The sequence below is a fragment of the Pseudomonas mosselii genome (assembly GCF_019823065.1).
GTDB lineage: Bacteria > Pseudomonadota > Gammaproteobacteria > Pseudomonadales > Pseudomonadaceae > Aquipseudomonas > Aquipseudomonas mosselii.
Window position 1 is genome coordinate 6,097,738 of the sequence record NZ_CP081966.1, and the last position, 25,664, is coordinate 6,123,401.

General features: G+C 62.7%; 8 protein-coding genes. 6 read left to right on the top strand and 2 right to left on the bottom strand.

All coding sequences use genetic code 11. The features are described 5' to 3' along the window. The first annotated feature begins 16 nt into the window (after positions 1 to 16). Positions 17 to 18,526 carry an immunoglobulin-like domain-containing protein gene (locus tag K5H97_RS28330; protein ID WP_222578000.1) on the top strand — a complete coding sequence of 6,170 codons (18,510 nt, stop codon included), beginning with the start codon at positions 17 to 19 and terminating at the stop codon, positions 18,524 to 18,526. A 160-nt stretch (positions 18,527 to 18,686) separates the two neighbouring features. After that, positions 18,687 to 19,028 carry a hypothetical protein gene (locus tag K5H97_RS28335; RefSeq protein WP_028693096.1) on the top strand — a complete coding sequence of 114 codons (342 nt, stop codon included), beginning with the start codon at positions 18,687 to 18,689 and terminating at the stop codon, positions 19,026 to 19,028. Positions 19,029 to 19,086: 58 nt separating this feature from the next. On the opposite strand, the gene lapD is transcribed toward K5H97_RS28335, so the two are convergent. Together lapD and lapG are read right to left on the bottom strand one after the other, a co-directional pair. Then, entirely contained in the window at positions 19,087 to 21,033 is a 1,947-nt protein-coding gene (lapD, locus tag K5H97_RS28340) for a cyclic di-GMP receptor LapD (RefSeq protein ID WP_028693095.1), read from the bottom strand. A 10-nt stretch (positions 21,034 to 21,043) separates the two neighbouring features. Beyond that, positions 21,044 to 21,745, bottom strand: coding sequence for a cysteine protease LapG (lapG, locus tag K5H97_RS28345; RefSeq protein ID WP_232854099.1), 702 nt, complete (start codon positions 21,743 to 21,745; stop codon positions 21,044 to 21,046). Positions 21,746 to 22,016: 271 nt separating this feature from the next. Between lapG and K5H97_RS28350 the strand changes: the two genes are divergently transcribed. The 4 genes from K5H97_RS28350 to K5H97_RS28365 all read left to right on the top strand — a co-directional run bounded on the left by K5H97_RS28350 (position 22,017) and on the right by K5H97_RS28365 (position 25,657). Then, complete coding sequence (locus tag K5H97_RS28350; protein WP_028693093.1) at positions 22,017 to 22,709, top strand: GntR family transcriptional regulator; 693 nt, start codon at positions 22,017 to 22,019, stop codon at positions 22,707 to 22,709. A 78-nt stretch (positions 22,710 to 22,787) separates the two neighbouring features. Beyond that, positions 22,788 to 23,354, top strand: coding sequence for a hypothetical protein (locus tag K5H97_RS28355; protein WP_139121101.1), 567 nt, complete (start codon positions 22,788 to 22,790; stop codon positions 23,352 to 23,354). Positions 23,355 to 23,954: 600 nt separating this feature from the next. Next, a complete protein-coding gene (locus tag K5H97_RS28360; protein ID WP_028693091.1) occupies positions 23,955 to 24,731 on the top strand; it encodes a DUF3050 domain-containing protein in 777 nt (258 codons plus the stop codon). Then, the gene (locus K5H97_RS28365) at positions 24,728 to 25,657 is read left to right on the top strand and encodes a diiron oxygenase (protein WP_028693090.1); all 930 of its coding nucleotides are present in this window, start codon (positions 24,728 to 24,730) and stop codon (positions 25,655 to 25,657) included. The genes K5H97_RS28360 and K5H97_RS28365 overlap by 4 nt, the downstream gene beginning before the upstream one ends. Positions 25,658 to 25,664: the final 7 nt, after the last annotated feature.

Sequence of the window (25,664 nt, forward strand, 5' to 3'; positions counted from 1 at the left end):
TAGCCCGGAGAGTCCAATGAGCACTGTTGTCGCCATCGTCAAAAGCATTGTTGGCCAAGTCATCGCAGTTTCCCCAGAAGGCATCCGGCGCGTACTGATCGAAGGCGATCGCCTGCTGGCGGGCGAACAGGTAGACACCGGCGCGGGCGGCGCGGTCACCCTGGAACTGGCCGACGGCCGTGTGCTCGACCTGGGCCGCGACACCCAGTGGAGCGCCGATGCGCCCGACAGCAGCATCGACCTGAACCAGGCCACCGCCCAGGCAGCGCCCTCGGTCGAAGAGTTGCAACAGGCCATCGCCGCCGGTGCCGACCCGACCACCGAGCTGGAAGCCACCGCAGCTGGTCCGGCCGCGGCAGGCGGCGGTTCGGTCGGCGGCGGACACAGCTTCGTCCTGCTCGAAGAGACCGCCGGGGTGGTCGACCCGACCATTGGCTTCCCCACCGGCCCTATCGGCTTCGCCACCGGCCTGGCGAACGAGGAACTGGGCGGACTGGACGGCAACGCTGCCGGCACCAACACGACCAACGTCCCGCTCACCACAGGGCTGACCCTGAGCGCCACCCCCACGATCACCGAGGCGGGTGGCGTCATCGTCTATACCGCCACCGTCGGCCAGCCACCGCTGACCAACCTGACCGTGACCCTGTCCAACGGCGCCGTCATCGTGATCCCGGCCGGCCAGACCACCGGCACCGTCAACGTCAACATCCCGGCCAACGACACGCCCTACATCGATGGCGGCCAGATTTCCGCGACCATTACCGGCACGACTGGCGGTAACGGCCTGATCGTCACGCCGAGCACCACCCCGGCGGTTACCCAGGTCACCGATACCATCGACACCACCACCGCCACGCTCACCGCCACCCCGAGCGTCACCGAAGGCGGCGTGATCACCTATACCGTGACCCTGACCAACCCGGCCCAGACCCCGGTCACCGTCACCCTGTCCAATGGCCAGACCGTCACCATCGAGGCTGGCAAGTCGTCCGGTAGCGTCGACTTCCAGACTCCGGCCAACGACGTCTACAACAATGGCAGCACCGTCAGCACCACGATCACGGGGGCAACGGGTGGCAACTTCGAGAAACTGGAGCCGAACCCGACGCCAGCTGAAACCAAGATCAACGACTCGGTCGACACCACCACCGCCACGCTCACCGCGACCCCGAGCGTGACCGAAGGCGGCGTGATCACCTACACCGTGACCTTGAACAACCCGGCCCAGACCCCGGTCACCGTCACCCTGTCCAATGGCCAGACCATCACCGTCAAAGCCGGCGAAAGCACCGGCAGCGTTGATTTCCAGACTCCGGCCAACGATGTCTACAACAATGGCAGCACCGTCAGCACCACGATCACGGGGGCAACGGGTGGCAACTTCGAGAAACTGGAGCCGAACCCGGCACCTGCTGAAACCAAGATCAACGACTCGATCGACACCACCACCGCCACCCTGACCGCGACCCCGAGCGTGACCGAAGGCGGCGTGATCACCTACACCGTGACCCTGACCAACCCGGCCCAGACCCCGGTCACCGTCACTCTCTCCAATGGCCAGACCGTCACCATCGAGGCCGGCAAGTCGTCCGGCAGTGTCGACTTCCAGACCCCGGCCAATGACGTCTACAACAACGGCAGCACCGTCAGCACCACGATCACGGGGGCAACGGGCGGCAACTTCGAGAAACTGGAGCCGAACCCGACGCCAGCTGAAACGAAGATCAACGACTCGATCGACACCACCACCGCCACCCTGACCGCCACCCCGAGCGTCACCGAAGGCGGCGTGATCACCTATACCGTGACCCTTACCAATCCGGCGCAGACTCCGGTCACCGTCACCCTGTCCAACGGCCAGACCATCACCGTCAAGGCCGGCGAAAGCACCGGCAGCGTTGACTTCCAGACCCCGGCCAACGATGTGTTCGTCAATGGCAGCACGGTCAGCACCAGCATCACCGGTGCCACCGGTGGCAATTTCGAGAAGCTGGAACCCGACACCACGCCGACCCAGACCGTGATCAGCGACAGCATCGACACGGTGAGCGTCAGCATCGCCAGCAATGGCAACGTGACCGAGGCCGAGCAGCCGACCTTCACCGTGTCGGTCAGCCAGAAGCTCGACCATGACCTGACCGTGACCCTGTCCAATGGCGCCACCGTGGTCATCAGCGCCGGCCAGACCCAGGCCACCTACAGCCTGCCGGCTCAGGGCGACGACGTGTTCAAGGACGCCAGCTCGGTGACCCTTGGCGTGACTGATGCCAGCGTGGCGGGCAAGACCTTCGAGAACCTGGAACTGGGTGGCGATGCCACCGTGCAGATCACCGACACCGTCAGCGAAGTCGTTGCGACCCTCACCGCCGACAAGACCACCGTCACCGAAGGCGGCCAGATCACCTACACCGTGACCCTGACCAACGCCCAGGGTCTGCCGGTCAATGGCCACAATGGCCTGACCTTCACCCTGACCGATGGCACCAAGGTGACCATCCCGGCTGGCAGTGCCAGCGGTACCTTCACCATCACCGCGCCGGACGACGTGTTCGTCGGTGGCCAGCCGAGCATCGTCAACAAGATCGAATCGGTTGCCGGTGGCGACAACTTCGAGAAGCTGACCCTCGGCGACAACACCGTCACCACGACCGTGACCGATGAACCTGGCACTGGTACTCCTGGTACCGACAACCAGGGCGACAAGGTCTCCGTTACTATCGTCGGCAAAGGCGATGTCACTGAAGACCAGCAGCCAGCCTTCACCGTCAAGGTCAGCCAGAAGCTCGACCACGACCTGACTGTCACTCTGTCCAATGGCGACAAAGTTGTCATTCCAGCCGGTCAGACCGAAGCCGAGTACAAGGCCAAGGCCCAAGGCGACGACGTCTTCAAAGACGGCGATACCTTGACCGTTGGCATCACCGACGCTGCCGTCGATGGTAAGGCCTTCGAGAATCTGGAGCTGGGCGGCAACGCTTCGGTCCAAATCACCGACACCGTCAGCGAAGTCGTCGCGACCCTCACCGCCGACAAGACCACCGTCACCGAAGGCGGCCAGATCACCTACACCGTGACCCTGACCAACGCCCAGGGTCTGCCGGTCAATGGCCACAATGGCCTGACCTTCACCCTGACCGATGGCACCAAGGTGACCATCCCGGCTGGCAGTGCCAGCGGTACCTTCACCATCACTGCACCGGACGATGTATTCGTCGGTGGCCAGCCGAGCATCGTCAACAAGATCGAGTCGGTTGCCGGTGGCGACAACTTCGAGAAGCTGACCCTCGGCGACAACACCGTCACCACAACCGTGACCGATGAACCTGGCACTGGTACTCCTGGTACCGACAACCAGGGCGACAAGGTCTCCGTTACTATCGTCGGCAAAGGTGACGTCACCGAAGACCAGCAACCAGCCTTCACCGTCAAGGTCAGCCAGAAACTCGACCACGACCTGACCGTGACCCTGTCCAACGGCGATAAAGTCGTTATTCCGGCCGGTCAGACCGAAGCCGAGTACAAGGCGAAAGCCCAAGGTGATGACGTCTTCAAAGACGGTGACACCCTGACCGTCGGTATCACCGATGCCGCCGTTGATGGCAAGTCCTTCGAGAACCTGGAGCTGGGCGGTAACGCTTCGGTGCAGATCACCGACACCGTCAGCGAGGTGGTTGCGACCCTCACCGCCGACAAGACCACCGTCACCGAAGGTGGCCAGATTACCTATACCGTGACCCTGACCAACGCCCAAGGTCTGCCGGTAAACGGCCACAATGGCCTGACCTTCACCCTGACTGATGGCACCAAGGTCACCATTCCGGCCGGTAGCGCCAGCGGCACCTTCACCATCACTGCACCGGACGACGTGTTCGTTGGTGGTCAACCGACCATTACCAACAAACTGGAAAGCGTGACAGGTGCCGACAACTTCGAAAAACTGACCTTGGGTCAGGACGAAGTGAAGACATCGGTCACTGACGAACCGGGCACCGGCACTCCAGGCACCGACAACCAAGGCGACAAGGTCACCGTCACCATCGTCGGCAAAGGCGATGTGACCGAAGACCAACAGCCGGCCTTCACCGTCAAGGTCAGTCAGAAACTGGACCACGACCTGACCGTGACTCTGTCGAACGGCGACAAGGTCGTGATCCCTGCCGGTCAGACCGAGGCCGAGTACAAGGCGAAAGCCCAAGGTGATGACGTCTTCAAAGACGGCGATACCTTGACCGTTGGCATCACCGACGCTGCCGTCGATGGTAAGGCCTTCGAGAACCTGGAGCTGGGCGGTAACGCTTCGGTGCAGATCACCGACACCGTCAGCGAGGTGGTTGCGACCCTCACCGCCGACAAGACCACCGTCACCGAAGGTGGCCAGATTACCTATACCGTGACCCTGACCAACGCCCAAGGTCTGCCGGTAAACGGCCACAATGGCCTGACCTTCACCCTGACTGATGGCACCAAGGTCACCATTCCGGCCGGTAGCGCCAGCGGCACCTTCACCATCACTGCACCGGACGACGTGTTCGTTGGTGGTCAACCGACCATTACCAACAAACTGGAAAGCGTGACAGGTGCCGACAACTTCGAAAAACTGACCTTGGGTCAGGACGAAGTGAAGACATCGGTCACTGACGAACCGGGCACCGGCACTCCAGGCACCGACAACCAAGGCGACAAGGTCACCGTCACCATCGTCGGCAAAGGCGATGTGACCGAAGACCAACAGCCGGCCTTCACCGTCAAGGTCAGTCAGAAACTGGACCACGACCTGACCGTGACTCTGTCGAACGGCGACAAGGTCGTGATCCCTGCCGGTCAGACCGAGGCCGAGTACAAGGCGAAAGCCCAAGGTGATGACGTCTTCAAAGACGGCGATACCTTGACCGTTGGCATCACCGACGCTGCCGTCGATGGTAAGGCCTTCGAGAATCTGGAGCTGGGCGGCAACGCTTCGGTCCAAATCACCGACACCGTCAGCGAAGTCGTCGCGACCCTCACCGCCGACAAGACCACCGTCACCGAAGGCGGCCAGATCACCTACACCGTGACGCTGAGCAACGCCCAGGGTCTGCCGGTCAATGGCCATAACGGCCTGACCTTCACCCTGACCGATGGCACCAAGGTCACCATTCCAGCCGGAAGCGCCAGCGGCACCTTCACCATCACCGCTCCGGACGACGTGTTCGTCGGTGGCCAGCCTTCGATCGTGAACAAGATCGAATCGGTTGCCGGTGGCGACAACTTCGAGAAGCTGACCCTCGGCGACAACACCGTCACCACCACCGTGACCGATGAGCCAGGTACCGGTACTCCAGGCATTGACAACCAAGGCGACAAGGTCACCGTCACCATCGTTGGCAAAGGCGATGTCACCGAAGACCAGCAGCCGGCCTTCACCGTCAAGGTCAGCCAGAAGCTCGACCACGACCTGACCGTCACCCTGTCGAACGGCGACAAAGTCGTTATTCCGGCCGGTCAGACCGAAGCCGAATACAAAGCCAAGGCTCAGGGCGACGACGTCTTCAAGGATGGCGATACCCTGACCGTCGGCATCACCGATGCCGCTGTCGATGGCAAAGCCTTCGAGAATCTGGAGCTGGGCGGCAACGCCTCGGTACAGATCACCGACACTGTCAGCGAAGTCGTCGCCACCCTGACCGCCGACAAGACCACCGTCACCGAAGGCGGCCAGATCACCTACACCGTGACCCTGACCAACGCCCAGGGTCTGCCGGTCAACGGCCACAATGGCCTGACCTTCACCCTGACCGATGGCACCAAGGTGACCATTCCGGCCGGCAGCGCCAGCGGCACCTTCACCATCACTGCACCGGACGATGTATTCGTCGGTGGCCAGCCGAGCATCGTCAACAAGATCGAGTCGGTTGCCGGTGGCGACAACTTCGAGAAGCTGACCCTCGGCGACAACACCGTCACCACGACCGTGACCGATGAGCCTGGCACCGGCACTCCAGGTACCGACAACCAGGGCGACAAAGTCACCGTTACTATCATCGGCAAAGGCGATGTCACCGAAGACCAGCAGCCGGCCTTCACCGTCAAGGTCAGCCAGAAGCTCGACCACGACCTGACCGTCACCCTGTCGAACGGCGACAAAGTCGTTATTCCAGCCGGTCAGACCGAAGCCGAGTACAAGGCGAAAGCCCAAGGTGATGACGTCTTCAAAGACGGTGACACCCTGACCGTCGGTATCACCGATGCTGCCGTCGACGGCAAGGCCTTCGAGAACCTGGAGCTGGGCGGTAACGCTTCGGTGCAGATCACCGACACCGTCAGCGAGGTCGTTGCGACCCTGACTGCGGATAAGACCACGGTCACTGAAGGCGGCCAGATCACCTACACCGTCACCCTGACCAACGCCCAAGGTCTGCCGGTCAACGGCCACAATGGCCTGATCTTCACCCTGACTGATGGCACCAAGGTCACCATTCCGGCCGGTAGCGCCAGCGGTACCTTCACCATCACTGCACCGGACGACGTGTTCGTTGGTGGTCAACCGACCATTACCAACAAACTGGAAAGCGTGACAGGTGCCGACAACTTCGAAAAACTGACCTTGGGTCAGGACGAAGTGAAGACATCGGTCACTGACGAACCGGGCACCGGCACTCCAGGCACCGACAACCAAGGCGACAAGGTCACCGTCACCATCGTTGGCAAAGGCGATGTCACCGAAGACCAGCAGCCGGCCTTCACCGTCAAGGTCAGCCAGAAGCTCGACCACGACCTGACCGTCACCCTGTCGAACGGCGACAAAGTTGTCATTCCAGCCGGTCAGACCGAAGCCGAGTACAAGGCGAAAGCCCAAGGTGATGACGTCTTCAAAGACGGTGACACCCTGACCGTGGGCATCACCGATGCCACCGTTGACGGTAAGGCCTTCGAAAATCTGGAACTGGGTGGCAATGCCTCCGTCCTGATCACCGATACCGTCAGCGAGGTGGTTGCGACTCTCACCGCCGACAAGACCACTGTGTCTGAAGGTGGCCAGATCACCTACACCGTAACCTTGACCAATGCCCAGGGTCTGTCGGTCACCGGCCACAACGGCCTCACCTTCACTCTGACCGATGGCACCAAGGTCACCATTCCAGCCGGAAGCGCCAGCGGCACCTTCACCATCACCGCTCCGGACGACGTGTTCGTCGGCGGCCAGCCTTCGATCGTCAACAAGATCGAAGGCGTCAGCGGCGCGGACAACTTCGAGAAGCTCACGCTGGGTGACAACACCGTCACCACGAGCGTGACCGATGAGCCTGGTACCGGCACTCCAGGCACCGACAACCAGGGCGACAAGGTCGCCGTCACCATCGTTGGCAAAGGTGACGTCACCGAAGACCAGCAGCCGGCCTTCACCGTCAAGGTCAGCCAGAAGCTCGACCACGACCTGACCGTCACCCTGTCGAACGGCGACAAAGTCGTCATTCCAGCCGGCCAGACCGAAGCCGAGTACAAGGCCAAAGCCCAGGGCGACGACGTCTTCAAGGATGGCGATACCCTGACCGTCGGCATCACCGACGCTGCCGTTGACGGCAAGGCCTTCGAGAATCTGGAGCTGGGCGGCAACGCCTCGGTGCAGATCACCGACACCATCAGTGAAGTGGTTGCGACCCTCACCGCCGACAAGACCACCGTCACCGAAGGCGGCCAGATCACCTACACCGTGACCCTGACCAACGCCCAGGGTCTGCCGGTCAATGGCCACAATGGCCTGACCTTCACCCTGACCGACGGCACCAAGGTCACCGTTCCAGCCGGCAGCGCCAGCGGTACCTTCACCATCACCGCCCCGAGCGACGTATTCGTCGGCGGCCAGCCCTCGATCGTGAACAAGCTTGAAGGTGTCAGCGGCGCGGACAACTTCGAGAAACTGACGCTCGGCAAGGAAACACTCACCACCACCGTCACTGATGATCCGGATACCGGCAACAAGGTGTCCGTCACCATCGTCAGCAACGGCGATGTCACCGAAGACCTGCAGCCGTCCTTTACCGTCAAGGTCAACCAGAAGCTGGACCAGGACCTGACCGTCACCTTGAGCAACGGCGCCAAAGTGGTGATTCCGGCTGGCCAGACCCAGGTCGAGTACAAGGCGGATGCCCAGGGCGATGACGTCTTCAAGGATGGCAGCTCGCTGACCGTCGGCATCACTGATGCAGTCGTTGATGGCAAGACCTTCGAGAATCTGGAACTGGGCGGCAACGCCACCGTGCAGATCACCGACACCGTCAGTGAGGTCGTCGCAACCCTCACCGCCGACAAGACCACCGTCACCGAAGGCGGCCAGATCACTTACACCGTGACCCTGAGCAACGCCCAGGGTCTGCCGGTCAATGGCCACAATGGCCTGACCTTCACCCTGACTGACGGCACCAAGGTCACCATTCCGGCCGGCAGTGCCAGCGGCACCTTCACCATCACCGCCCCTGACGACGTGTTCGTCGGCGGCCAGCCTTCGATCGTCAACAAGATCGAATCGGTTGCCGGTGGCGACAACTTCGAGAAATTGACTCTGGGTGACAACACCGTCACCACGACCGTGACCGACGAGCCGGGCACTGGCACTCCAGGCACCGACAACCAGGGCGACAAGGTCACCGTCACCATCGTCGGCAAAGGCGATGTCACCGAAGACCAGCAGCCGGCCTTCACCGTCAAGGTCAGCCAGAAGCTCGACCACGACCTGACCGTCACCCTGTCGAACGGCGACAAAGTCGTTATTCCGGCCGGTCAGACCGAAGCCGAGTACAAGGCCAAGGCCCAAGGTGATGACGTCTTCAAAGACGGCGATACCTTGACCGTCGGCATCACCGACGCTGCCGTCGATGGCAAGGCCTTCGAGAATCTGGAGCTGGGCGGCAACGCTTCGGTCCAAATCACCGACACCGTCAGCGAAGTCGTCGCGACCCTCACCGCCGACAAGACCACCGTCACCGAAGGCGGCCAGATCACCTACACCGTGACCCTGACCAACGCCCAGGGTCTGCCGGTCAATGGCCACAATGGCCTGACCTTCACCCTGACCGATGGCACCAAGGTGACCATCCCGGCTGGCAGTGCCAGCGGTACCTTCACCATCACTGCACCGGACGATGTATTCGTCGGTGGCCAGCCGAGCATCGTCAACAAGATCGAGTCGGTTGCCGGTGGCGACAACTTCGAGAAGCTGACCCTCGGCGACAACACCGTCACCACAACCGTGACCGATGAACCTGGCACTGGTACTCCTGGTACCGACAACCAGGGCGACAAGGTCTCCGTTACTATCGTCGGCAAAGGTGACGTCACCGAAGACCAGCAACCAGCCTTCACCGTCAAGGTCAGCCAGAAACTCGACCACGACCTGACCGTGACCCTGTCCAACGGCGATAAAGTCGTTATTCCGGCCGGTCAGACCGAAGCCGAGTACAAGGCGAAAGCCCAAGGTGATGACGTCTTCAAAGACGGTGACACCCTGACCGTCGGTATCACCGATGCCGCCGTTGATGGCAAGTCCTTCGAGAACCTGGAGCTGGGCGGTAACGCTTCGGTGCAGATCACCGACACCGTCAGCGAGGTGGTTGCGACCCTCACCGCCGACAAGACCACCGTCACCGAAGGTGGCCAGATTACCTATACCGTGACCCTGACCAACGCCCAAGGTCTGCCGGTAAACGGCCACAATGGCCTGACCTTCACCCTGACTGATGGCACCAAGGTCACCATTCCGGCCGGTAGCGCCAGCGGTACCTTCACCATCGCCGCTCCGGACGACGTGTTCGTTGGTGGTCAACCAACCATCACCAACAAACTGGAAAGCGTGACAGGTGCCGACAACTTCGAAAAACTGACCCTGGGTCAGGACGAAGTGAAGACATCGGTCACTGACGAACCGGGCACCGGCACTCCGGGCATCGACAACCAGGGCGACAAAGTCACCGTTACTATCATCGGCAAAGGCGATGTCACCGAAGACCAGCAGCCGGCCTTCACCGTCAAGGTCAGCCAGAAGCTCGACCATGACCTGACTGTCACTTTGTCCAATGGCGACAAGGTGGTCATCCCTGCTGGCCAGACCGAAGCCGAGTACAGGGCCAAGGCCCAAGGCGACGACGTCTTCAAAGACGGCGACACCCTGACCGTCGGCATCACCGATGCCGCCGTTGATGGCAAGTCCTTCGAAAACCTGGAGCTGGGTGGCAACGCCTCGGTGCAGATCACCGACACTATCAGTGAAGTGGTTGCAACCCTCACCGCCGACAAGACTACCGTCACCGAAGGTGGCCAGATCACCTACACCGTGACCCTGACCAATGCCCAAGGTCTGCCGGTCAACGGCCACAATGGCCTGATCTTCACCCTGACTGATGGCACCAAGGTCACCATTCCGGCCGGTAGCGCGAGCGGTACCTTCACCATCACTGCACCGGACGACGTGTTCGTTGGTGGTCAACCGACCATTACCAACAAACTGGAAAGCGTGACAGGTGCCGACAACTTCGAAAAACTGACCCTGGGTCAGGACGAAGTGAAGACCTCCGTCACTGACGAGCCGGGCACTGGCACTCCAGGCACCGACAACCAGGGCGACAAGGTCACCGTCACCATCGTCGGCAAAGGCGATGTGACCGAAGACCAACAGCCGGCCTTCACCGTCAAGGTCAGCCAGAAACTGGACCACGACCTGACCGTGACTCTGTCGAACGGCGACAAGGTCGTGATCCCTGCCGGTCAGACCGAGGCCGAGTACAAGGCGAAAGCCCAAGGTGATGACGTCTTCAAAGACGGCGATACCTTGACCGTTGGCATCACCGACGCTGCCGTCGATGGTAAGGCCTTCGAGAATCTGGAGCTGGGCGGCAACGCTTCGGTCCAAATCACCGACACCGTCAGCGAAGTCGTCGCGACCCTCACCGCCGACAAGACCACCGTCACCGAAGGCGGCCAGATCACCTACACCGTGACGCTGAGCAACGCCCAGGGTCTGCCGGTCAATGGCCATAACGGCCTGACCTTCACCCTGACCGATGGCACCAAGGTCACCATTCCAGCCGGAAGCGCCAGCGGCACCTTCACCATCACCGCTCCGGACGACGTGTTCGTCGGTGGCCAGCCTTCGATCGTGAACAAGATCGAATCGGTTGCCGGTGGCGACAACTTCGAGAAGCTGACCCTCGGCGACAACACCGTCACCACCACCGTGACCGATGAGCCAGGTACCGGTACTCCAGGCACTGACAACCAAGGCGACAAGGTCACCGTCACCATCGTTGGCAAAGGCGATGTCACCGAAGACCAGCAGCCGGCCTTCACCGTCAAGGTCAGCCAGAAACTTGGCCAGGACCTGACCGTCACCCTGAGCAATGGCGACAAAGTCGTCATTCCAGCCGGTCAGACCCAGGTCGAGTACAAAGCCGCAGCCCAGGGCGACGACGTCTTCAAGGATGGCAGCTCGCTGACCGTCGGCATCACCGATGCCACAGTCACCGGCAAGACCTTCGAGAACCTCGAGCTGGGTGGCAACGCCACCGTGCAGATCACCGACACCATCAGTGAAGTGGTCGCCACCCTGTCCGCCGACAAGACCACCGTGTCCGAAGGCGGCCAGATCACCTACACCGTGACCCTGACCAATGCCCAGGGCCTGTCGGTCACCGGCCACAATGGCCTGACCTTTACCCTCAGCGACGGCACCAAGGTCACCATCCCGGCCGGCAGCGCCAGCGGTACCGCCATCATCACGGCGCCTGACGACGTCTTCGTTGGCGGCCAAGCCACCATCAGCAACAAGATCACCGGCGTCACCGGTGCCGACAACTTCGAGAAACTGACCCTGGGTCAGAACGAAGTGCAGACCTCCGTGACCGACGAGCCGGGCACCGGAACTCCAGGCACCGACAACCAGGGCGACAAGGTCTCCGTCACCATCGTCGGCAACGGCAACGTCACCGAAGACCAGCAGCCGTCGTTCACCGTCAAGGTCAGCCAGAAGCTTGGCTACGACCTGACCGTCACCCTGTCCAACGGCGACAAGGTGGTGATCCCGGCAGGTCAGACCCAGACCGAGTACAAGGCCGCCGCACAGGGCGACGACGTGTTCAAGGACGGCAGCTCGCTGACCGTCGGTATCACCGATGCCACGGTTCCGGGCCATACCTTCGAGAACCTCGAGCTGGGTGGCAACGCCACCGTGCAAATCACCGACACCATCAGTGAAGTCGTGGCCACCTTGTCCGCCGACAAGACCACCGTTTCCGAAGGCGGCCAGATCACCTACACCGTGACCCTGACCAACGCCCAGGGCCTGTCGGTCACCGGCCACAATGGCCTGACCTTCACCCTGACCGACGGTACCAAGGTCACCATCCCGGCCGGCAGCGCCAGCGGCACCTTCACCATCACCGCCGCGGACGATGTATTCGTCGGCGGTCAGCCGACCATCAGCAACAAGATCACTGGTGTCACCGGTGCCGACAACTTCGAGAAACTGACCCTGGGTCAGAACGAAGTGAAGACTACCGTCACCGACGAACCAGGTTCGGGCACCCCAGGCACCGGCAACCAGGGCGACAAGGTCTCGGTCACCATCGTCGGCAACGGCAACGTCAACGAAGCCCAGCAGCCGTCGTTCACCGTCAAGGTCAGCCAGAAGCTCGACCAGGACCTGACCGTCACCCTGAGCAATGGCGCCAAGGTGATCATCCCGGCCGGCCAGACCCAGGTCGAGTACAAGGCCAACGCCCAAGGTGATGATGTGTTCAAGGACGGCAGCTCGCTGACCGTCGGCATCACCGATGCCACGGTCACCGGCAAGACCTTCGAGAATCTGGAACTGGGCGGCAACGCCACCGTGCAGATCACCGACACCATCAGTGAAGTCGTGGCCACCTTGTCCGCCGACAAGACCACCGTCACTGAGGGTGGCCAGATCACCTACACCGTGACCCTGACCAACGCCCAGGGCCTGTCGGTCACCGGTCATAACGGCCTGACCTTCACCCTGTCCGACGGCACCAAGGTCACCATCCCGGCCGGCAGCGCCACTGGCACCGCCACCATCACCGCACCGGACGACGTGTTCGTCGGCGGCCAGGCCACCATCAGCAACAAGATCACCGGCGTCACCGGTGCCGACAACTTCGAGAAACTGACCCTGGGTCAGAACGAAGTGAAGACCTCGGTCACCGACGAACCGGGCTCGGGCACTCCAGGCACCGACAACCAGGGCGACAAGGTCTCGGTCACCATCGTCGGCAACGGCGATGTCAACGAAGCCCAGCAGCCGTCGTTCACCGTCAAGGTCAGCCAGAAGCTCGACCAGGACCTCACCGTGACCCTGAGCAATGGCGCCAAGGTAGTTATCCCTGCCGGCCAGACACAAGTCGAGTACAAGGCGCCGGTCCAGGGCGACGACGTATTCAAGGACGGCGGCCCGCTCACCGTCGGCATCACCGATGCTAGCGTGGTCGGCAAGACCTTCGAGAACCTCGAGCTCGGCGGTTCGGCCACCGTGCAGATCAGCGACACCATCAGCGAAGTGGTCGCGACCCTGTCCGCCGACAAGACCACGGTTGCCGAGGGTGGCCAGTTCACCTACACCGTCACCCTGACCAACGCCCAAGGTCTGCCGGTCAACGGCCATAACGGCCTGACCTTCACCCTGAGCGACGGCACCAAGGTCACCATCCCGGCCGGCAGCGCCACTGGTACGGTCACCATCACCGCCAAGGACGACGTGTTCGTCGGCGGCCAGCCGAGCATCGTCAACAAGATCGAGTCCGTCACCGGTGGCGGCAACTTCGAGAAGCTGACCCTCGGCAGCAATACCCTGACCACCACGGTGACCGACGAACCGGGCTCGGGCACTCCAGGCACCGGCAACCAGGGCGACAAGGTCTCCGTTACCATCGTCGGCAACGGCGATGTCAACGAAGCCCAGCAGCCGTCGTTCACCGTCAAGGTCAGCCAGAAGCTCGACCAGGACCTGACCGTCACCCTGAGCAATGGCGCCAAGGTAGTCATTCCGGCCGGCCAGACCCAGGTCGAGTACAAGGCCGCCGCCCAAGGCGACGACGTGTTCAAGGACGGCAGCTCGCTGACCGTCGGCATCACCGATGCCACAGTCACCGGCAAGACCTTCGAGAACCTCGAGCTGGGTGGCAATGCCACCGTGCAGATCACCGACACCATCAGTGAAGTCGTGGCCACCTTGTCCGCCGACAAGACCACCGTTTCCGAAGGCGGCCAGATCACCTACACCGTGACCCTGACCAACGCCCAGGGCCTGTCGGTCACCGGCCACAATGGCCTGACCTTTACCCTCAGCGACGGCACCAAGGTCACCATCCCGGCCGGCAGCGCCAGCGGCACCTTCACCATCACCGCCGCGGACGATGTATTCGTCGGCGGTCAGCCGACCATCAGCAACAAGATCACCGGCGTCACCGGCGCGGACAACTTCGAAAAACTGACCCTGGGTCAGAACGAAGTGAAGACTACCGTCACCGACGAGCCAGGTTCGGGCACCCCGGGCACCGGCAACCAGGGCGATAAGGTCTCGGTCACCATCGTCGGCAACGGCAACGTCACCGAAGACCAGCAGCCGTCGTTCACCGTCAAGGTCAGCCAGAAGCTGACGCAGGACCTGACCGTGACCCTGAGCAACGGTGCCAAGGTGATCATCCCGGCCGGCCAGACACAGGTCGAGTACAAGGCCGCCGCCCAGGGCGACGACGTGTTCAAGGATGGCAGCTCGCTGACCGTCGGCATCACCGATGCCACGGTCACCGGCAAGACCTTCGAGAATCTGGAACTGGGCGGCAACGCCACCGTGCAGATCAGCGACACCATCAGTGAAGTGGTCGCCACCCTGTCCGCCGACAAGACCACCGTCACCGAAGGCGGCCAGGTCACCTACACCGTGACCCTGACCAACGCCCAGGGCCTGTCGGTCAACGGCCACAATGGCCTGACCTTCACCCTGACCGACGGCACCAAGGTCACCATCCCGGCCGGCAGCGCCAGCGGCACCTTCACCATCACTGCCAAGGACGACCCGTACGTCGGTGGCCAGCCGAACATCGTCAACAAGATCGAATCGGTCACCGGCGGCGACAACTTCGAGAAGCTGACCCTGGGCAGCAACACCGTCACCACCAGCGTCACCGACGAGCCGAGCGGCCAGGGCGACCTGACCACCGTCGGCATCAGCGGCGACACCTCGGTGACCGAAGGTGACACCGCCCACTACAACCTGACCCTGAGCAACCCGTCGAAGTCCGAGGTGACCATCACCTTGACCTACAGCGGCACCGCCACCGACGGCCAGGACTTCACCGGCGTGGTCACCGTGAAGATCCCGGCGGGCAGCAGCGGCACCACCTTCGACATCAAGACCATCGACGACAAGCTGGTCGAGGGCTCGGAGAACTTCACGGTCAAGATCAGCGGCGCCGCGGGCGGCGGCTTCGAGAACCTGCAGGTCGACGCCGGCAAGTCCAGCGTCACCACCACCATCATCGACAACGACCACGCGCCGGTGTCGACCGGTGGCGCCGTGACCGGCAGCGAAGACACCGACTACGTGTTCAAGTGGGGCGACTTCAACGTCAGTGACGCCGATGGCAACACCGGCCTGTCGGTGACCATCAGCAAGCTGCCGGACCTGGGCAGCCTGAAGTTCTTCAACGGCACCTCGTGGGTCGATGTGTCGCTGAACCAGAACATCAGCCAGGCCGACATCGCCGCCGGCAAGCTCAAGTTCGTGCCACTGGCCAACCAGTCGGGCGTCGACGGCTATGGTGGCAGCGGCGTGGGCAACAAGCAGGCCGACTACGCGCAGATCAAGTACAAGCCCAACGACGGCACCAACGCCGGCGGCGAAGTGACCATGAAGGTCGATATCGCGCCAGTGGCCGACAAGCCTGACCTGAACATCGGCAACAACAACGTCAACTCCATCGGCCTGCTCAAGGAAACCTGGAACAGCCTCACCGGCCTGGGTAACAACGGCAACGGCATCACCGGCGATGCGCTGAAGAACGTCTTCGCCAACTCCGGCAATGCCAGCAAGAGCGAGACCGTCACCGGCGTCGACACGGTCGCCACCGTGACGCCTGGCACGGGCTCGAAGACCTCCGGCCTGATCTACCTGGAAGCCGGCAAGACCTATGCGTTCAGCGGCACCGCCGACGACAGCCTGCAGATCGTCGTGGGTGGCAAGAACGTCGCCAGCGGCACCTGGGGCTCAGGCAGCGGCGCCATCTCCGGCAGCTTCACCCCGACCACCAGCGGCTACTACACCCTGGAGATCTACAACGCCAACCAGGCCGGCCCCGGCAGCCTGGACGTCAACATCAAGGTGGGCAACGGCGCGGTCACCGACCTCAACAGCTCGAACATCCCGATGTACCCGAGCGTCAAGGACCTGACCAACGCCGGCGTGACCGTCGGCGACCTGCACGGTAGCAACAACCAGGGCTACTACGACGGCTACAAGCTCAACGAAGGCAGTGAGAACGGCGCCCCGGTCAAGCTGGTGGGCATCAGCACCAACCTGACCGACACCGACGGCTCCGAATCCCTGAGCATCAAGCTCAGCGGCATCCCGGCAGGCTCTGTGCTGGCCGACAACGCCGGCCACACCATCACCGTCGGCAAGGACGCGGTGGACGTCACCGGCTGGAACCTGGGTGGCCTGACCATCAAGCCACCGGCCTACTACGCCGGCCAGTTCGACGTGAAGGTCAGCTCGACCTCCACCGAGAGCGTCGGCGGCAGCACCGCGACCAGCGAAGGCACCATCAAGGTCACGGTCTACCCGCAGTCCTACACCACCAGCAACCTGTCTTCGGACAGCGACAACATCACCGGTACCGACGGCAACGATGTGGTGGTGGCCGACGTCACCGGCCTGCACGTGGTGCCAGGCCAGGACTACAACCTCGCCTTCATCGTCGACACCTCGGGCAGCATGGGCTCGTCCGGCGTGGATGCGGCGAAGAAGTCCCTGGAATCGGTGTTCAAGACCCTGGCCGCCAGCGTCAAGGGCGACCAGTCGGGTACCGTGAACATCCTCCTGGTGGACTTCGCCACCCAGGTCAAGAGCAACGTTGCGGTGACCCTGAACGATGCAGGCCTGCAAACCTTGCTCAATGCCCTGAACACGCTCAATGCCAACGGCGGCACCAACTACGAGGATGCCTTCAAGACCACCGCCAACTGGTTCCAGTCTCTCAAGGCCGCAGGGAATACCGGCAGCAACCAGACCTTCTTCATTACCGATGGCCAGCCGACCTACTACCAGGCCAACGAGCAAGGCAACCCAAACCTGGGCACTAGCGGTAACAGCTTCGACAGCTACCTGGCCTCCATCAATTACAAGGCTGGCATGACGGTCAGCAAGTACCTGGACAACACGAACTACATCACCATCGGGAGCGACGGAGCGCTGACCGTACAGACCTATGGCCGGGGAGGCTGGAGTACAACGCTATCGGGTGACATTCGCGCCGACGGTATTGGTGGCTATGAACTGTCGACACGCGGAGGAAGTGGATCCAGCACAAGCACCACCACCACGAACAACTCGCAGGACAGCTTCAAGCTGCTCTCGGGCCTGTCCGAGGTCGAGGCCATCGGCCTCAACAACGGCGTCAACACCAACGACCTGAAACCGTACGACACCGACGGCAAGCCGCAGACCAACATCGACCCGAGCAAGCTGGCCGAGGCGATCCTCGGCCATACCGAAGTCACCCAGCCGGGCAACGACACGGTCAATGGCGGCGACGGCAATGACATCATCTTCGGCGACCTGATGGTCTTCGACGGTGTTGCCGGCACCGGTGTCGAGGCGATCCGCGGCTATGTCGCCGACAAGCTGGGCGTCGACTCGGGCAGCGTGGACGCGCGGGCGATGCACAAGTACATCACCGAGAACTACGCCGAGTTCGATGTCTCGCGTAGCAACGACGGCGCCGATACCCTGCTGGGCGGCAACGGCAACGACATCATCTTCGGCCAGGGTGGCAACGACTACATCGACGGCGGCAAGGGCAACGACATTCTGCTCGGTGGCACCGGCAACGACACCCTGCTCGGCGGCGAAGGCAACGACATCCTGTTCGGCGGTGCCGGCAATGACATCCTCATCGGCGGCAAGGGTGACGACATCATGACCGGCGGCAGCGGTGCCGACACCTTCGTGTGGAAGGCCGGCGACCTGGGCAAGGACGTGATCAAGGACTTCAAGGCCAGCGAAGGCGACCGCCTCGACCTGAGCGACCTGCTCCAGGGCGAGAAGGCCAGCACCATCGACAACTTCCTGAAGATCACCACGGTCAATGGCGAGTCGACCCTGCAGGTCAGCACCGAAGGCAAGCTCAACGCCGCCGGCGGCCTGGCCAACGCCGACGTGACCATCAAGCTCGAGGGCGTGAACTGGTCCAACACCACGATCAACTCGTTGATCAGCGGCGCCGACCCGACCATCAAGATCGACAACTCCAACAGCTGATCCCCCTCCCCGACCACGGCCCGCAAGGGCCGGCGTCGGGGCGCGGGCTTTTCCAGCCATCCCTTCACGCGCATACTCGTGCACCGGGCTTACATGCCCGGTGAACTTTGCCTATGCTGCTGACTACCAAAAAGGATTCATCGTGACGAGGGACGCCGCCATGTTCTACGTGCAACGCGACGCCGAAGGCCAGTTGCTGCGGGTGGAAGCCGCCGCGTTTGACGGTTTTACCGACATGGTCCCGGCAGACAATGCCGAGATCCAGGAATGGTTCGCCGACGACGTTGTCGAGAACAGCCTCAAGCAGCTCAAGCAGAGCGACCTGGACATGATCCGGGTACTGGAGGACCTGATCGAGGTGTTGACCGCCAAGGGCGTGTTCAGCATCACCGACCTGCCACCGGGCGCCCAAGCCAAGCTGCTCAACCGCTCCACCGCACGCAAGGCGCTGGGCGGCCTGAACAACCTGATCGAGGAAGACGAGGACGGCGGGTTGATCTGATCAAACGGCCATTGTTTGCGCCTGTGGTAGTGGCCTGCCCGTTCCCACAGGCTTTAACTTAACGCCAGGGCGCCGGCCCACCGACCAGTTGCCCCTGGATCCCCTGCACACCCATCTCCCGTAGTACCTTCAGCTCCCCTTCGGTCTCTACCCGCTCGGCGATCAACGGCAGGTCGATGCTGTGCGCCGCGCGCTGGATGGCCTCGATGAACAGGCGCTTGTGCCGCTCCTGGTCGATGTTGCGGATGTAGCCACCGTCGATCTTCAGGTAGGCCAGCCCCAGGTGGGCGAGGTTGCCGATCATGCTGAAGCGCCCGCCGAAGCGCTGCAGCGCCAGGCTGAAGCCCAGTGCGCGCAGGCGTCGGGTCAGTTGTTCCAGCGCCGACTGCTCGGGCAATTGCTCTTCGCCGATCTCGAAGGTCAGCCGCCGCCCCAGCGCCCCATGCTGCCCAAGCAGCTCGTAAACCCGCTGCAGCGCCTGGGGGTCGGCCAGGGTCGCGGCCGACAGGTTCAGCGCCAGCGCCTCACCATGCCCCTGCAAGTGCTTGAGCACTTTTTCCAGCACCAGCAGGTCCAGCCGCGCCATCCAGCCGAAGCGCTCCAGCCACGGCAGGAAACGGCCGGCCGCCAGGGCTTCGCCCTGCTCGTCGTGCAGGCGCGAGATGACCTTGTAGTGCAGCACCCGCTCCGGCGCCCTGGCATCCACGACCGGCTGGAAGAACAGCTCGAACTGGCCCTTGCCCAACGCCTGGTCCAGGCGCGTGTGCCAGGCGTGGTGGCTGTCGGCGGCCTGGCCTGCGGCGCCCTGCTCCAAGCATACCCACCCCGGCGCGGGCTGGCTCTCGGCGCGGGCCAGGGCCTCGTCGGCGAGCTTGAGCAACGCTGGCGGGGCATCCCCAGGACTGTAGGGCGCCAGGCCGATGCAGGCCACCGGGTCGACATCGCTGGCGCCGGTCTCGTGCAAGCTCTGCAAGGTGGTTTCCAGGGCCTGGGCCAACTGGATCGCCTCGTCATGCACCATGCCCGGCGCCAACACCGCGAACTCGCCGCCACGGCTACGGGTGATCAGGTCATTGGTTTCGGGGAAGTTCGCACAGGTGCGGCGCAACTGCTCGCCCACCGCCTGCAGCAACTGGTCGGTGCGCTGGCCCCCCAGGCGCGCGTTCAGGCCCGCCAGGTCCTGGACACGCAGCAACAGCAGGTAGCCGGCCCGGGCCTCCTCCAGGTTGCTGACCCGGGCATTGAGCTGCATTTCGAAGTAACGGCGGTTGGCCAGCCCGGTGAGGCTGTCCTGGTACGACTCGGCACGCAGTTTCTCGCTGCGCTCGGCCTGCTCGGTGAACAGCGCCTTGAGCTTCTCGACCATCTGGTTCATCGCCTGCACCACCCGGCGCAGCTCGGGCGTACGCGGCAACTCCGGCAGGCTGAGGAACTCACGGCGGGCAATGGCGTGGGACTGCGCCACCATGTAGTCGAGCGGCCTCAGCTGGCGACGCAGCAGCAGGGCCCCGAGCACCGCGCTCGCCGCGCCGCACAACAACAGCCAGCCCAGGCTGCCCAGGGCGCTCTGCCAGAGCTTGGCCAGGGCAAACATCGGATGGCTGATCACCTCGACCCGCGCCGCCTGCTGCCAGCCACGGCTGACAATGGCGTCACCGCCGGCCGGGTCCAGGCCGATCAGCTGGATGAACCAACCCGGCACGCCACCCGCGTCGGGCTCGGCATGACGCTCGACCAGCACGGCATTGGAGTCCAGGTCGATGACCTTGATGCTCGAATAGTAGCCACTGTCGAAGATCGAGCTGACCATCAGCTCGACCATCGCCGGATCGTCGATGTTCGGCGTCAGCGACAGCGCCAGCGCGGTCGCCGCATCCTGGGCATGGGAACGCAGCTGGTTGACGTACTGGCTGCGCGAGCTCTCCAGGCTGACCATGAAGCTGCCACTGAAGGCGACCACCAGGAACAGGCAAATGGCTAGCAGCAATTGTTTGAACAGTGACATCTGTGCTCCTTCAGTAAACCGGTTCGGCCGGGAACCCTTCGGCCTGCATTTTCTTCAGCAAGTCCTGCCACCGTGACAGGCGCTTGGTGTCCCCGACCTTCTTGTTGCCGCCAGCGCCGGTCAGCCACAGGCCTTCACCATTGAAGGCATACACCGGCAGCAGGTCGGTACGCTGGCTGGCCGGCTTGATGGCGTCCATCAGGCTGTCAAGCACCAGAGGCTGGGCCTGTGGGCTTGAATAATAGGTCAGGACCATGTGCGCACGGTTCTGGCGCAGGGCCTTGACGTAGGTGATGCGCAGCTTTTCCGCCGGAATGCCCATGCGCCGCAGGCTGAAATACTTGGCGATGGCATAGTCCTCACAATCGCCCGCGCCCTTGATCAGCGACTGCACCGGCGTAGCCCAGTAGTCCACCTCGTGCCACAGGTCGATGTCCTCGACATAGCGCAACTGTTTGTTGAAGAACAGGTTGACCACCTGCAACTGCTCCAGCTCGCTGCCCTGCTTCTGTGCCGTCAGCAGGTTCTGCCAGGCATCGATGCGTCCCTGGCCCGGGCCCAACGGGCCGTACAGGGCCTGCGCACGGCGGCTGATCTGCGAGAAGTCCCAATCCGCCTGGGTAGCGCCCAGCCACAGGCAGCCGAGCAGCACGGCAAGGCCGAGCCGGCGTACGGTCGCATTGAGGGGCCAAGGTATCGCCACTGCGGACACCTGTTCAGATCAGTCGAAAGCAGCGATGGTGCGGGCTGACGCGGCAAAAGACAATGGCACCGGGTGCCTGTACTGCCAACTGTCGGCAAACCCGCTTCGTACAAGGGCTGGCGACCTTGGCCATCTTCCCAATGCCGGCAACTTGCTTCACGATAGCCGCGTTTCGTCAGTGCGCCATGGCGCACCGGCTTGATCAATCCGTTTGACAAGCGCCCCCTACCCTCACTAGGGTAATTGGATCCAATTTTCATGTTGCCGAGGCGAACCACGCGTGGCTGAGAAACCCAAACTCCTGAGCACCGTGCTGGGCAGCGAGCAGGTACCGCCGCACCTGGCCCGCAGTGTCATAGAAGAGCGCCTGCGCAGTGCCATCCTCGACGGCCGCCTGCCACCGGGCACCGCCGTGCGCCAGCAAGAGCTGGCGACCCTGTTCGGCGTCAGCCGCATGCCTGTGCGCGAGGCCCTGCGCCAGCTCGAGGCCCAGTCCCTGCTGCAGGTGGTGATGCACAAAGGTGCCGTGGTGGCGCCACTGATCGGCGAGGATGCCGTCGACACCTACGCCTTGCGCGTGCTGCTCGAGACCGAGGCGCTGCGCCAGTCGATCCCCTTGCTCGATGCCGAGGACATCGCCCAGGCCAGGGGGTATATCCGCCAGCTCGAAAGCGAGACCCGTCACGCCGAAATCGGCCGGCTCAACCGTTTGTTCCACATGGCCCTCTACAGCAAGGCGCAGAACCAGAAGCTACTGCGCATGATCGAGATCGAGCTCAACGAAGAGGAACGCTTCCTGCGCTTCCACCTATCTTCGATGGGGCTGGGCAAGCTCACCCAGGACGATCACATCGCCCTGGTCGACGCCGCCAGCGACAAACTGGTGGACAAAGCCATCGAGCTCCTGGAAGAGCACCTGAACCACGCCGCGCGCACCATCAGGAGCTACCTCGACAGGCAATCGGGCAACTGATCCTGCTCAACCGCGCAGCCGACCTCAACGACCGCGTCGCTGCGCAGACACGATCCGCCACAAGGAACGGCAGTGCACGTGCAGACGCGACAGGAAATCACGCCCGACCAGCCGTCCAGGATCCGCTTGATCTGCCTGGCCAGCACCCGGCAACAACTTGCCCAGTATCGTACTTGGGCAAGAACCCTCAGCGACCCCATCGAACTGGTCGCGGTCGATGTCCCGAGCATTGCCGACCTGGAACACTCCGCCGCACTGCCCGTGGCCGGGCGCCTGACCCTGGCCCTGCGCGAGCAGCTTGAGCCTTACCTTACACAACCCCACGCCATGTTCGCCCAAGGGTTGGGCGCGCACATCGCCCTAGCCCTGATGCAACAGGTGCAGGAGGCGAGTCCGGGGCAAACCCGTCACTTGTTTGTTTCAAGCTGTGACAGCCCGCAGTTCAGTACCAGCAACCTTCCATTGCACGTGCCGATGACCGTGCTCTACCCGCCTGGCTCCCTGGCGGCGATGCTCGGCTGGCACAGACTGGTAAGGCGAGAGCTGGAGCTGATTGAATTGCCGGGGCAATCGGTCGATGCCTCGCTGCTCAACCAGCGTCTGGTGCGCATCTTCAACAGCCACCTCGGGCTGCTCAGCTACTAACCCTCCCCTCCTGCCATCCACACGCTGATCAGGGTATTTCCACTGCCCGGTCCGTCGCAGGCCATGGCAGTGCCAGCATTTTGGGCACACTCTACTCCCCGCAGCGGCCGCTGATCATCAGACGTGGACCTGGCCGCCTGCCTCCTCATTCACCTGCAGAAGGAATCTGGCACCAGGGCAAGGACCGCACGCGATCAGCCGCCCTCCAATAGTCACTCTCCCATCTCCGTTCATCAGTGCTCCGAGTGAGGCATTCACTCTGTGTCTATTTTTCTGATCGTTATTTATCGGAAGGAGCACATATTGCCAAAATAAAACTTACTCAAAGTTTTATTCGGACACTTATATTTCAAGAAAAGTCCGAGCGCAAAATAATCAAAAAAACAATTGCGACAAACTTTGAAGTTGTTCTAACTTTTATAGCGCCAGCCAAGGGCGGCCAGGCATCACCGTGGACGCCTTGCCAGACAAGCCCTGCCGGCCCCTAATCGTTGTTCGATGTCGAAATTTCATTCGAGGCATCACTTCGCCTGGAATTTATATAACGAGCAATGTGCAGAGCAACTTAACCCCTGAATGCCATCCATAACGGACCTCATCATGAGCACATTGAAGCGCACACTTTCCGACAAAAAACATGAACTTTCCCTGCACCCACTCTTTTCCGAAATCGACTCGCTGCAGACACTGCGCCGGTTCATGGAAACCCATGTTTTCGCAGTCTGGGACTTCATGTCACTGACCAAGCGCCTGCAGCAGGAGCTGACCTGCGTCAGCCTGCCCTGGCTACCGCCGGCGGACCCGGCCGCTGCGCGTCTGATCAACGAGATCGTGCTGGGCGAAGAATCGGACGACCGCCTCGACCACGGCCACTACAGCCACTTCGAGCTGTACCTGGATGCCATGCGCGAAGTCGGTGCCAGCACCCAGGCCATTGATCGCTTCATCACCCTGCAGCAGCAGGGCATCACGGCCATCGATGCCCTGCTGCGCTGCGGTGCCAGTGAGGCCGCCCAGCGATTCGTCCGCGACACCCTCGAGGTTGCCCTCGACGCACCGGCCCACCGGGTCGCGGCCGCCTTCCTGCACGGCCGGGAAAGCGTGATTCCGGCGATGTTCCAGCAGATCCTCGACGAGTGGGGCATCGGCACCGAGCAGGCGCCGACCTTCCGTTACTACCTGCAGCGCCACATCGAAGTGGACTCCGAAGACCACGGGCCTGCCGCCGAACAGTTGCTGGCCCGCCTGGTCGACCACGACCCGCTGCGCCAGGAAGACGTCTACGTGGCCGCCATCGCCGCAGTGGACAGCCGCATGGCGCTGTGGGACCGCCTGCGGGCCTCGCTGCAGACGCCTGTCGCCGAGGTCACCCAATGAACGCCCTCGAGTACCGCTCCTTTGCCGAGGCCTGGGAGGCTCGGGCGACCATACGCACCCGGCCCCGGCGCCTGGTGGAGGATGACCAGCGACTGATCTACCCCCTGAGCCGCCAACCCCTGGTGCTCGGCGCGACGTTCCAGCGCGAATGTCCGCAGTTGCGTGATTTCGTGCTGGTGCAAAGCCTCTACAAGTTCATCAACGATGTGGTGATCTTCGAGACCGAAATCGTCGACCGCACCGCCCGGCGCATCGCCAAGGATCGCTTTGCCGTGCGGTTCCCGTTCGCCTGCCGCTACGACGCGATGACCGTGGTGGTGGACGAGGACTATCACGCCCTGGTGGCGATGGACTTCCTGCAGCAGACCATCGCCCTGACCGGCATCGAGCCGATCGCCCTGCCCCAGGAGATCGAACTCAGCCGCGCCATTCCGGCCGTGCTGGACCAGGTGCCCGAGGGCCTGCGCGATGCGCTGGAACTGATCTGCGTGGGCATCGCCGAGAACACCCTGACCGACGATGTCGCGGCCTTTGCCAAGGACGACTCGGTCAAGCCCTCGGTGAAGGGACTGATGGCCGATCACCTGCTGGACGAAGGCCGTCATTCCAGCTTCTGGGCGCGGCTGACGCGCATCTACTGGCACACCGCGCCAGAGACGGATCGTCAGGCGATCGCCAAGGTGCTGCCGCTGTTCCTGCGCCAATACCTGACCAGCGACATCCAGCAGGCTTTCGACTGCGCCCTGATCGCTGCTTTGCCGGTGAACGAAACGGTGCGCCAGGCCTTGCGCGATGAAGCGCAAGGCCTGGCCTACCCAATCAACCACCAGCATCCGCTGCTGGGCAACATCCTGCGTTTCTTCCGCAGCAGCTCGATGCTCGAGTCGCCCTGTGTGCAAGACGCCCTGCGCGACTACCTGCCCTGAGGACCTG

Excerpts from the sequence above, each read along its gene's own strand:
- K5H97_RS28330 (WP_222578000.1), top strand. The coding sequence starts at position 17 with ATGAGCACTGTTGTCGCCATCGTCAAAAGCATTGTTGGCCAAGTCATC.
- K5H97_RS28335 (WP_028693096.1), top strand. The coding sequence starts at position 18,687 with ATGTTCTACGTGCAACGCGACGCCGAAGGCCAGTTGCTGCGGGTGGAA.
- lapD (WP_028693095.1), bottom strand. The coding sequence starts at position 21,033 with ATGTCACTGTTCAAACAATTGCTGCTAGCCATTTGCCTGTTCCTGGTG.
- K5H97_RS28360 (WP_028693091.1), top strand. The coding sequence starts at position 23,955 with ATGAGCACATTGAAGCGCACACTTTCCGACAAAAAACATGAACTTTCC.
- K5H97_RS28365 (WP_028693090.1), top strand. The coding sequence starts at position 24,728 with ATGAACGCCCTCGAGTACCGCTCCTTTGCCGAGGCCTGGGAGGCTCGG.